11 protein-coding genes are annotated in these 11,384 nt (G+C 67.0%); 10 read left to right on the top strand and 1 reads right to left on the bottom strand.

The features are described from left to right. The first annotated feature begins 81 nt into the window (after positions 1-81). The 3 genes from NS4_RS16285 to NS4_RS16275 all read left to right on the top strand — a co-directional run bounded on the left by NS4_RS16285 (position 82) and on the right by NS4_RS16275 (position 2,655). Positions 82-594, top strand: a complete 513-nt coding sequence (locus tag NS4_RS16285) for a PH domain-containing protein (protein ID WP_063060378.1) — start codon at positions 82-84, stop codon at positions 592-594. 71 nt (positions 595-665) lie between these two features. Next, positions 666-1,343: a response regulator transcription factor gene (locus tag NS4_RS16280; RefSeq protein ID WP_030522487.1), complete on the top strand. Its 678-nt coding sequence runs from the start codon at positions 666-668 to the stop codon at positions 1,341-1,343. 1 nt (position 1,344) lies between these two features. Further along, positions 1,345-2,655 carry a sensor histidine kinase gene (locus NS4_RS16275; protein WP_063060377.1) on the top strand — a complete coding sequence of 437 codons (1,311 nt, stop codon included), beginning with the start codon at positions 1,345-1,347 and terminating at the stop codon, positions 2,653-2,655. Between the two features lie 18 nt (positions 2,656-2,673). Here NS4_RS16275 and NS4_RS16270 read toward each other — a convergent pair whose 3' ends face one another. Then, a complete protein-coding gene (locus NS4_RS16270) occupies positions 2,674-3,225 on the bottom strand; it encodes a GtrA family protein (protein ID WP_063060376.1) in 552 nt (183 codons plus the stop codon). Positions 3,226-3,312: 87 nt separating this feature from the next. Between NS4_RS16270 and NS4_RS16265 the strand changes: the two genes are divergently transcribed. From NS4_RS16265 to NS4_RS16230, 7 genes are all read left to right on the top strand, one after another. Beyond that, entirely contained in the window at positions 3,313-4,485 is a 1,173-nt protein-coding gene (locus NS4_RS16265) for a 5-(carboxyamino)imidazole ribonucleotide synthase (protein ID WP_084487352.1), read from the top strand. After that, positions 4,478-5,005, top strand: coding sequence for a 5-(carboxyamino)imidazole ribonucleotide mutase (purE, locus tag NS4_RS16260; RefSeq protein WP_157106080.1), 528 nt, complete (start codon positions 4,478-4,480; stop codon positions 5,003-5,005). Before NS4_RS16265 ends, purE begins: the two co-directional genes overlap by 8 nt. Before the next feature lie 78 nt (positions 5,006-5,083). Beyond that, on the top strand, positions 5,084-6,364 hold the full coding sequence (locus NS4_RS16255; protein WP_063060373.1) for a cytochrome P450 family protein: 1,281 nt from the start codon (positions 5,084-5,086) through the stop codon (positions 6,362-6,364). 33 nt (positions 6,365-6,397) lie between these two features. After that, positions 6,398-7,102 carry a TetR family transcriptional regulator gene (locus NS4_RS16250; RefSeq protein ID WP_063060372.1) on the top strand — a complete coding sequence of 235 codons (705 nt, stop codon included), beginning with the start codon at positions 6,398-6,400 and terminating at the stop codon, positions 7,100-7,102. A 117-nt stretch (positions 7,103-7,219) separates the two neighbouring features. Next, positions 7,220-8,380 (top strand): acyl-CoA dehydrogenase, encoded by a 1,161-nt coding sequence (locus NS4_RS16245; RefSeq protein ID WP_063060371.1) that lies wholly within the window; start codon positions 7,220-7,222, stop codon positions 8,378-8,380. Between the two features lie 352 nt (positions 8,381-8,732). Further along, a complete protein-coding gene (locus tag NS4_RS16235) occupies positions 8,733-10,103 on the top strand; it encodes a helix-turn-helix transcriptional regulator (protein WP_169811769.1) in 1,371 nt (456 codons plus the stop codon). Between the two features lie 67 nt (positions 10,104-10,170). Beyond that, positions 10,171-11,238 (top strand): hypothetical protein, encoded by a 1,068-nt coding sequence (locus NS4_RS16230; protein ID WP_063060368.1) that lies wholly within the window; start codon positions 10,171-10,173, stop codon positions 11,236-11,238. Positions 11,239-11,384: the final 146 nt, after the last annotated feature.

The following is an 11,384-nucleotide window of genomic DNA, read 5'->3' as shown; positions in this document are numbered from 1 at the left end:
GAGGCCGAAACGGCGAGACACCGGGGGGCCTCAACCCCGCGGCGCCGGAGGCGCCGCCAAAAAACACGGTAATGTGCGCACATGGGTTATCCGGAGGATGCGCTGGCGCCCGACGAAGAGTTGATCCTGCACACCCATCCGCATTGGAAGATGCTGTTCTGGCCCATCGTCACATTGATCGTGGTGACCGCGGTGGCCGGCTTCCTGGGCGGTCTGGTGTGGCGTACCGCCGACGAGTCGTGGCGGTCGATCCTGCTGCTGGTGGTGCTGGTGGTCTGGCTGTTGCTGCTGGCGTGGCGCAGTATCGCACCTATCGTGACCTGGAAATCCACTCATTTCATCGTCACCGATCGCCGGGTGCTGGCCCGCGAAGGTGTGCTGACCCACACCGGTATCGATATACCGATGAGCAGAATCTCGAGTGTCCAGTTCCGGCACGGCCTCGTCGACCGGCTGTTCGGCACCGGGGAACTGATCATCGGATCCTCGTCCGAGGAACCGCTGGAATACAGCGATATACCGGATGTGGAACAGGTGCACGCGCTGCTCTATCACCAGGTCTTCGAGGCGGCCCCCCGGTACGGCGGCTTCTGATCCCGGCGCCGCGGGCCGCTGCCCGGGCGTGAGGAGGCGGGTGCCGGGCCGGTGGACCGTAATCTTGTCGCATGACCGCCGTATTGCTGGGCGAAGACGACGAGGCCATCGCGGCGCCGCTCTCGCGGGCGCTGGGCCGCGAGGGATATTCGGTGACCGTGGAGAGCTTCGGTCCCGCGGTTTTGGACCGGGCGCTGGAAGGGCACCATGATCTGCTGATCCTCGATCTCGGGTTGCCGGGAATGGATGGGCTGGAGGTGTGCCGGCAGGTGCGGGCCCGCGGCGCCGAGATGGCGGTGCTGATGCTGACCGCCCGCACCGACGAAGTCGATTTCGTGGTGGGGCTGGACGCAGGCGCCGACGACTATGTCGGGAAACCCTTCCGCTTGGCCGAACTGCTGGCCCGGGTCCGCGCGCTGCTGCGACGCAGCGGTATCGGCGACGACACCGTGGAGGTCGGCGGGATCCGCCTGGAACCGGCGGCACGGCGGGTGCTGGTCAACGGGGTGGAGGTCGGGCTGGCGAACAAGGAGTACGAGCTGCTCAAGGTACTGATCGATCGGGCCGGTCAGGTGGTGCCCCGGGAGACGATCCTGCGCGAGGTCTGGGGTGATGCCGAACTGCGCGGATCCAAGACCTTGGATATGCATATGTCCTGGTTACGGCGCAAGATCGGCGACGAGGGCCCGATGGCGGAACGGCGGATCGTCACTGTGCGCGGTGTCGGTTTCCGGCTGAACACCGACTGACGTGCGGCGGCGGATCCTACGGTCGATGCTGACCGTACTGATGCTGACCACTGTCGTGCTCGGGGTGCCGCTCACGTACACGGCGTGGCTGTGGGTGGAGGACATCACCCGCAACGAACTGCGCAGCCGGCTGGAACTGATCTCCGCGGAGGTCATCGGCCAGGAGCACGGCAGCGGGGTGATCCGGGGCGGATTGGAGCTGGACACTGTTCAGCCGCTGGTGCCCGAGGGCGGACGGCTCACCGTCGTATATCCGGCGCCGGAGGATACGGCGGTGAAGGTCGAGATCGGGGCCGAGACGGTGACCGACCCGCTGGTGGAGTCGCTGTCTATGGGTACCGATGTCTCGCTGCGACTAGAGGTGCCCGCGACCCCGATGGAGGCCCGGCAGCGGCAGGCGGTGGCCGGGGTGGCGCTGGCCGTGGCGGTCTCGCTGGGCGCGGCGATCACGGTCGCCATCGTCACCGCGCGACGCGTCGCCGACCCCATACGTGATGTGGCCGCCCGGGCCGCCCGGCTCGCCATGGGTGATTTCCGCCCGGATCCGCGCCGCCACGGTATCGCCGAACTGGACCGGGTCTCCGATGTGCTCGATTCGGCGACCGTCGAGATCGCGGGCCGGCTGCAACGCGAGCACGCGCTGGTCGCCGATGTGTCCCATCAGCTGCGCAGCCGGCTGACCGCGGTCCGGTTGCGGCTGGACGAACTGTCCGCGCACACCGATCCGGCGGTGGTGCACGAGGCGGAGGAGGCCATGGCCCAGGTCGACCGGCTGACCGAGGCCATCGACGATCTGGTCCGGGCCTCGCGCGACGAGGACGCCACCGACCGCGATCCGGTACCGGTGATGGACGAACTGCGCGGCATCGTGACCGAGTGGACGCATCCGTTCCGGGAGGCCGGCCGCACCCTGTACCTGACCGGTGACGAATCGCTGCGCGCGCCCATGTCCGGGTCCCGGCTGCGGGAGGCGGTGACAGTGCTGGTCGACAACGCGCTGATGCACGGTGGCGGCACCTGCACGGTGTCGGTGCGCACCGTGCGCCCGGGACAGGATCGCGAACCGCTGGTATGTGTGCAGGTCGCCGACGAAGGCGAGGGGGTCAGCGACGAGCTGGCGCCGCATATCTTCGATCGTGGTTTCTCCGGGGCGGGATCCACCGGTGTGGGACTGGCGCTGGCGCGGGCCCTGATAGAGGCCGACGGCGGCCGGTTGGAGTTGCAGCGGCGGCGGCCCGCGCTGTTCGCGGTGTTCCTCGGCAAACCGCTGGCCGCGCGAGTGGAGACCCGGGTGGTGGGGGAGCCGCGCTGATCGGTCGCGGCGGTGAACTCAGCGTCCGAGAGTGCGCCGGTCGTGCTCCTCTTCCACATACTCTTCGAGCTGTTCGAGCATCTCGTCGACCTCGTCGGGGAAGACCCAGCGCCGCATCGCCCAGTACCGGAACGCCATCTGCAGCAGATTGCCGATGAGGTAGGCGCTGATGAAGTCGGCGATATTCTCCACCATGAAGCTGACCGTGGGCTGGTGCAGCTGGAAGACGTAGCGGGAGATGTACAGCGGCGCCATGCTCAGCACCACACCCACGCCGCTGACCGCGAAGAACAGCAGTGCCTCGTGATGACGTTCCCGGCCGCCGCGGTTCTTGAACGACCACTCCCGGTTCAGGATGTAGGAGGCGATGACCGCGACGACACCCGCGATGATCTTCGCGGTGACCGGCTTCTCCTCCAGCACCGTCCACTTCAGGATGTAGAAGATGCCGCTGTCGATAACGAACGTGGTCGCCCCGACAATGGCGAACTTGATGAGCTCGCGCTGGCGGTAGGCGATCTCCTGAAGAGATTGCGGCAGGACGCTGACCACGTCGTCGACGAATGACACAAGTCCGGAGCATACCGCCAGCTGCCGTTCGCGCAGGACGTGACAGTATTGACCGACGTGAACGCACGTAGTTTCGACCCTGCCGCGATGCCGACCGTCGCCATGATCGGTGGCGGGCAGCTGGCGCGGATGACGCATCAGGCGGCCATCGAGCTGGGCCAGCGGCTCCGGGTGCTCGCCGAACGGCCGGACGACCCGGCGGCCCAGGTGAGCCCCGATGTGGTGCTCGGCAGCCATTCCGACCTCGGCGCGTTGCGCCGGGCCGCGACCGGCGCGCACGCGCTCACCTTCGATCACGAGCATGTGCCCACCGAGCACCTCGAGGCGCTGGTCGCGGAGGGGGTGAATGTGCTCCCGCCGCCGCACGCGTTGCGTTTCGCCCAGGACAAACTGGCCATGCGCACGGAACTGTCCGCACGCGGGTTGCCCGTGCCCGCCTTCACCGTGGTCGAGTCCGAGGCCGCGGCGGTGGGCTTCGGCGAAGAACACGGCTGGCCGATCGTGCTCAAGGCGATTCGTGGCGGTTACGACGGGCGCGGCGTGTGGATGCCCGAGGACGCCGATGCCGCGGCGAAGATCACCGCCGAGCAGCTCGGCGCGGGGGTGCAACTGCTGGCCGAGGTGCGGGTCCCGCTGAAACGTGAGCTGTCGGCCATGGTGGCGCGCTCGCCGTACGGTCAGGCCGCGACCTGGCCGGTGGTGGAGACGGTGCAGCGGCACGGTCAGTGCGCCGTGGTGATCGCTCCGGCGCCCGATCTCGACGAGGAGCTGGCCGCCGAGGCCGAGGAGCTCGCGCTGCGGCTGGCCGCGGATCTCGGGGTGGTGGGCGCGATGGCGGTCGAACTGTTCGAGACCACCGACGGAACCCTGCTGATCAACGAGCTGGCCATGCGCCCGCACAACTCCGGGCACTGGGGGATGGACGGCGCCCGCACCGGCCAGTTCGAACAGCATCTGCGCGCCGTACTCGACTACCCGCTCGGCGATACCCGCCCGCTCGCGCCGGTGACGGTGATGGCGAATATCCTCGGGGCGCCCGAGGCGCCGGCCATGTCGATGGACGAACGCCTGCACCACCTCTTCGCCCGGATGCCGGACGCCAAGGTGCACCTGTACGGCAAGGGCGAACGCCCGGACCGCAAGATCGGGCATGTGAACGTGCTCGGCGACGATGTCGCGGTGGTACGGGAACGAGCCGAGCGCGCGGCGCACTGGATGTCGCACGCGGTATGGACCGATGGATGGGACCCGCATGAGTGACGTGGTGGAAGGCAGTGTTCCGGGCTCCCCGGCGGTCGGATTGATCATGGGCAGCGATTCCGACTGGCCCACGATGGAGGCCGCCGCCGAGGCGCTGGCCGAGTTCGGGATCCGGTTCGAGGTGGGTGTGGTGTCCGCGCACCGGACCCCGCAACGCATGCTCGACTACGCCCGCGGCGCGGCCGGCCGGGGTCTGCGGGTGCTCATCGCCGGGGCCGGCGGTGCCGCGCACCTCCCGGGCATGGTCGCCTCGGCGACCCCACTGCCGGTGATCGGCGTGCCGGTCGCGCTGAAGTACCTCGACGGTATGGATTCGCTGCTCTCGATCGTTCAGATGCCCGCCGGAGTTCCGGTGGCCACCGTGTCGATCGGTGGCGCCCGCAACGCGGGCCTGCTGGCCGCCCGGATTCTCGGCGCGCACGATACGGCGCTGCGCGAGCGTATGGAACAGTTCCAGGCCGGTCTCGAGACGATGGTGCTGGAGAAGGACGAGGCGCTGCGCGCGCGTCTGCTGGGCTGATCGCGCTTCCCGGGGACGGCCGCGGTCTCACCGTTCCCGGGAAGTGCCGTCCATCTGCTCGGCCTACGATCCTTGCCGGTGTACAGGGTCGACAATCAGGCGGTTTCCGTGGCGGAGTTCCCGTTCGCCGCGGTGACCGCGAACGAACTGTTCTTCGCCGAGCGTGACGAGCGCTACCGCCGGTTGCACGAATGGCCGCAGGCTTCCTACGCGCACCGGTCGGGTCTGCGGATGATCTGGAAGTACGACGACGTCCGCGAGGTCCTCGCCGCCGGGAAACCGGGAATATCCCGGGGCAATTCGCTGGAGCCGCTGGTCGGGTATCCGCGCATCGCCGCGACGCCGCGAGCGCTACCGCATCTGTTCCGGCATCTCATCCCGTTGCCCGCGAAGGCGACCGCCGATCTGGCCGACGAGCCCCTGCACGACCGGGTGTGGAACACCATGGCCGGTCCGGCCGGTCATTTCACGATCCGGGCCGCCGACCGGCCGCAGCACCTCGCGGCGATGACCGAGCATTTCCATGCCGCCCTCGCCGCCACCACGCCGTCCGGGCCGACGCTGGACGTGACCGCGCTGTCCATCGCCTATGCCACGCGGGTGACCGGTTCCGCGGTGGGCCTGCCGCCCGAAGTGTGGCCGCGGGTCGCCGTGTGGAGCGGGGCCCAGTCGGGGTTGCTGGGCCGATCGATGCGCGGCCGGGAACTCGCCGGCGCGGTGGCGGCGCTCGGGCAGTTGTTCACCGTCAGCGGGCGCGCTGTCGACCACGGTCTGCGCGGCGACACGGCCGGTTTCGCGACCCGCCTGCGCGATGCGGGGATCCCGCGCCGGGTGGCGGTTTCGGCGGTGGCGAATTCGCTGGCGGCCGGCGTACACACGGTGAGCGGCAGTATCCAGCAGGGCCTCCAGCGACTACTGCACGACCCGGACAGGGAATGGTGGCAGCTGCTGGCCGAACCGCGGACCGCCGCCGATGTGGCGGTCAAGGTACTCCAGCTGGATCCGGGGCTGGTGGCCTGGAAGCGGCGTATCGAGCGTCCGGTCGTGCTGACCAGTGGCACCGAATTACCCGCGGGACCGGTGCTGGCCATGTTCGCGGCGGCCAATCGCGATCCGGCGGCTTTCCCGGACTGCACGAGTCTGCGAAGGGGTGGGAAACTACCACTGACCTTCGGATTCGGCGCGCATATCTGTCCCGGTAAGCAACTCGCGACGCTCGCGGTGGAGGTCTTCCTTCACCAGCTGTACCTTCTGGCTCCACGGACGCGGCCGGTCGAGAGCGACCCGCCATCACCGCGCAGTGCGGACCTGCTGTTCAGCGGAGCCGACCTCCATATCGCACTCGACGGACGACTCTGAGGCCGTCGCCGCCCCGCTCGCTACGGTGTGGCCATGGACAACGAGGAAACCGCCCGCCGAGTCGGTGGCGCCGAGCTCGTCCGTTTCCGGCTCGGTGTCGTGGACGAGGCATTGCGTCTGTTCGCGGATCAGGGTTACGAGGCGACCTCGGTGGACGAGATCGCCGAGGCCGCCGGGATATCGCGGCGTACGTTCTTCCGGCAGTTCCGGTCCAAGGAAGATGTGATCTTCGCCGACCACGAGGCCCAACTGGCCGCTGCGCAGGAATACCTGCAGCAGGCGCGGCTCGATCCGTGGGACGCGGTCTGTGAGGCGGCGGTCGGGGTTTTCGAGCGGTTCACCCGCTGGCGTGATATCGCCGAGCGGCGGTATCGGGTGGTGCGCCGGGTCCCGGCACTGCGGGACAGAGAGATCGTGACCGTCTTCCGGTACGAGCGCCTGTTCACCGATTACCTGCGCGAGCAGCTGCCCGATTCCCCCGACCTCGCGCGCGTACAGTTCGCGGCCGCGGTGACCGCCACCCACAACTATCTGCTGCGTCGGATGATCCGCGGCGAATCGGCGGCGGGTCCGGGTGATCTGCGGACCGCGCTCGGCGAGATCCCCCGGGGGGGCCGGCGGCCCGGCGGTGAGGACGATCTCGTCCTCGCCGTGTTCCGCCGGGACCTACCCGTACGGCATGTCGCCGAACTGCTGCGGCAGCGGCTGGGTACTTTGGCGGAAGCGCCCATCGACTGACACTGAGTGCCATGATGGGGCGAGAGGGTTTGAGTTAGCTCGCGCTATACTGGGCCGAGTAGTTGACACTGAGTGCCGATTATTGGCACAACCCCGTACGCAACAGGAGTGAACCCAATGGCGGGAAACCCGGATTTCGATCTGTTCAAGCTGGCGGACTTCCACGATGAGCTGCGTTCGGCCATCCGTGCCCTGTGCGAGAAGGAGATCGCCCCGTACGCCAAGGACGTCGACGAGCACGCCCGGTTCCCCGAGGAAGCCCTCTCCGCGCTCAACGCCGCCGGCTTCAACGCCGTGCACGTCCCCGAGGCCTACGGCGGCCAGGGCGCCGATTCCGTGGCCACCTGCATCGTCATCGAAGAGGTCGCCCGCGTCTGCGGTTCCTCTTCGCTGATCCCGGCCGTGAACAAGCTCGGCACCATGGGCATGATCCTCAACGGCTCCGAGGAACTCAAGCAGAAGGTGCTCGCCGATATCGTCGAGGGCGAAATGGCCTCCTACGCGCTGTCCGAGCGGGAGGCCGGCTCGGACGCGGGCAGTATGCGCACCCGCGCCCGCCAGGAGGGCGACGATTGGATCATCAACGGATCCAAGTGCTGGATCACCAACGGTGGCAAATCCTCCTGGTACACCGTCATGGCCGTCACCGACCCCGACAAGGGCGCCAACGGCATCTCCGCGTTCCTGGTGCACAAGGACGATGAAGGCTTCGTCGTGGGCCCGCTCGAGCACAAGCTCGGCATCAAGGGCTCCCCGACCGCCGAACTGTACTTCGAGAACTGCAGGATCCCCGGCGACCGCATCATCGGCGAACCCGGCACCGGCTTCAAGACCGCCCTGCAGACCCTCGACCACACCCGCCCCACCATCGGCGCGCAGGCGGTCGGCCTGGCCCAGGGCGCCCTGGACGCCGCACTGGCCTACACCAAGGACCGCAAACAGTTCGGCAAGTCCATCGCCGACTTCCAGAACACCCAGTTCATGCTGGCCGATATGGCGATGAAGATCGAAGCCGCCCGGCTGATGGTCTACACCTCCGCGGCCCGGGCCGAGCGCGGCGAATCGAACCTGGGCTTCATCTCGGCCGCCGCCAAATGCTTTGCCTCCGACGTGGCGATGGAGGTGACCACCAACGCGGTGCAGCTGTTCGGTGGGGCCGGCTACACCACCGATTTCCCGGTGGAGCGCATGATGCGCGACGCCAAGATCACCCAGATCTACGAGGGCACCAACCAGATCCAGCGGGTGGTCATGTCCCGCGCCCTGCTCAAGGGGTAATTCTCTCCGGACCACCGTGACCGACCGGCGGCCTGAGAGCGATTCTCAGGCCGCCGGTCGGCCGTTGGACGGTCCATACCGTACGAACACGTCGAGCGCGCCTACCCACGGAATAAGCTTCGCTCACACTTGGCTCCGACGCCCCTACGCGAGCAGTCCGGCGCATTGCCCGGATTCGCGCAGTCCAGGGCTGGACCGCGTCAAAGTGTCGAAACCGTAGATCGGCCGATCCAGTGTTGCTCGCCCGCACTAGGCCGTACGCTCTCGAGACAGAAACCGACTGTGGAGGGGGCGGATGGCATCGTGGTTGCGGCATAGCGACAGGACAGGTTCAGGTCGGCAGGTTGGGATCGTGGTTCGTGAATATCGTCTGGCGAAAGGGCTGAACCAGGCTGCGGTTGCCGACGCTTTGGGCATCACCCAGCAGTTTCTCAGCCAAGTTGAAACCGGTGTCCGGAAAGTTACTCTCGATCAGCGCCGGGAATTCATGCGTGTGCTTGGAATACCTGCGGAAGAACTCGGTCTGGCCGGACGATGTCGCAGTGGTTCCGCGCTGAACGAGATGAGCACGGCGGTTTCGTCGAGCCGGGGCCGGTGGCGAATGCAGCGCCATTGGCTCAACCGTCATCGGGCTGAGCTTGGAAGCCTTGCTGCGCAGTGGCATGTCGACGAGAACCGGGTGCTCAGGACGACGCTCATTACGGGTGACGGCTGGCTGGCCGACCATCCCTCGGAGTTGCAGTCGTTGCGGCTGCGGCTGGACGAACGCCCGCAGGCCGTGCAGATCACCGGCGAGGAGCCGGAGACTCTGCCGGTCCGGCCGCTTCGCATCCCGACCATGTCATTCGAGACCTATTCCTCGGCGGTGAAGCACCTCGACCCACCTCAGCTGTTCGAATCACGGCCCAGTTATCGGTACCTCGGCGGTTCGATGTCCTCTCGGACAATGGACTTCGGGCTGGCTGCATACTTCGACAAGCTCGATGTATCCGAAGCGCTCGCACACGAAATCGCTGCAGCGACGATGAACGATCCCGACCTGACAACCGCCGAGCTCCGCGGGAAGCTGCCGTTTCGTGAGTTGATCGGCGATCCTTTCGATACGGCCCGCCGGGCGATCATTCCAGCGATCACGACATTGACGCTGCGTCTGCGGCGGTACCCGGCCGAGCCCACGTTTCTGCTGCACTGGCGTGACCCTGCACGCGTGGCTACTGCTGCCGGGGTGTACGACCTCATACCCGCCGGCGAATTCCAGCCTTCAGGGGTCGCCCTGTGGGACAGGACCAACGACTTCTCACTGTGGCGCAATATTGTCCGTGAGTTCTCGGAGGAGTTGTTGGGGCGACCCGAACACGACGGTAGCCGTAGTTCACCGATCGACTACCTTCGCTGGCCCCTGTACGAGCAACTCAGCGACGCCAGGCAGCGAGGCAGACTGAGCGCGTTCGTGCTCGGGCTGGGACTGGATGCCCTCACCTTGGCTGCGACGATCTTGACGGTGGTCGTCATCGACGACGACCTCTTCGAAGATGTTTTCGGCGCAACCGTGCGATTCAACGAGGAAGGGGAAGTGGTCGCAATTGGCGAGAGTTCTGCGGCCGAGGGCCTCCCATTCAATGAATCGACAATCGATCGGCTGCTCGACACCGAACCGCTCGCCGCGCCGGGAGCCGCCTGTCTGGCGCTCGCGTGGGAGCATCGGCACAGTCTGATCGGCTGAGATCGAACATCAGGAGTACGAGATGGGCGGCGATCCACGCACACTGACAACTAGCGAATGCGCGTGGATGGATACACGCAACTACCTCCGCGAACATCGGGCCGACCTGGACGCCGCAGCCGCGCGCACCTACCCCGCACTGCACCGTGTCGCCGACTCGGCGCTCCTGGCACGGGAGGACTGGGTTCCTGCCGCTCCGATTCGCCTGGAAGACGTGAGGACGGTGCTGGAAGTATCGACGATATCGGAGGCTGCGGGTATCGAGCCGTCACTGAGCGCCGCCCTGCCGGTGCGCGAGACAGGCGATCCGTACACCAGTTATGCCGAGGCTGTCGGTGAGCTGGTCGCGCCGGCGGTGTTCGAGAATCGGCCGACGTTTCGGCTCGTCCACGCCGACCTCGTCGCCGAGACCCCCTCGATGCGATTCGGCCTGGGTTCGTATTTCGATAGCATCAATATCGGGGAGGCCGCGGCGCACGAATTCGCCCTGGCTGCGCACGGCCATGGTGAGCTATCCGGGGTCCGAGCGGCGATCACCGACCCCTGCGATCCGACACAACGGCCGATCAACCTGGCCGTCAGCACTGTCACCATCCGTCGCGACCCGGACACAGGCGGTAAATCGTTCTTGCTGCATTGGCGCGATCCCCGCAAGGTCGGTCACGCAGGCGGGATGTACCAGGTTGTCCCGGTAGGAATCTTCCAACCGTCCGGTTACGCCGAGTGGAATATCGGCAATGATTTCTCACTGTGGCACAACATGGTTCGTGAGTATGCCGAAGAGTTGGGCGGCGCCGACGAAGACCACGGCAGCGAAATTGCTCCGATAGATTATGAGACCTGGGAGTTCGCGACACGCTTCGATGAGGCTCGGCGGGACGGCTCCGTCGCGGCATACTGCCTCGGCCTCGGTGTCGACCCGCTGAGCTTCGCGACCGATCTGCTCACCGCTGTCATCATCGAGGCGCCTGTTTTCGACGACCTCTTCGGTAGTGCTCTGGGTAGCAACGCCGAGGGGCGCATCCTCGAATGGCAGCCGTTCACTGCTGAACATGTGCAGAGCGTCGTCGACGGGCATCCAGTGCAGGCCGCCGGTATTGCCGCGCTGCGGCAGGCTGTCTCGCTGCTGGGCTGACCGGTACAACTGCCTGTTGTACAGCAGGCAGTTGTTAGCGCCGGCGTCCGTCCCGGCGCGACGCTACGGGCGTGAAATCCAGCGACGATTTGCGATTGGTCAGTGGCGCCTCCGATGTCGGCAAAGGTGCGCGCTCGCGGCCACGG

Source organism: Nocardia sienata NBRC 100364 (genome assembly GCF_001613205.1).
GTDB classification, from domain to species: Bacteria; Actinomycetota; Actinomycetes; order Mycobacteriales; family Mycobacteriaceae; genus Nocardia; species Nocardia sienata.
Note: the sequence above shows the minus strand (reverse complement) of the source record. Positions and strands in the feature narration are given on the sequence as shown.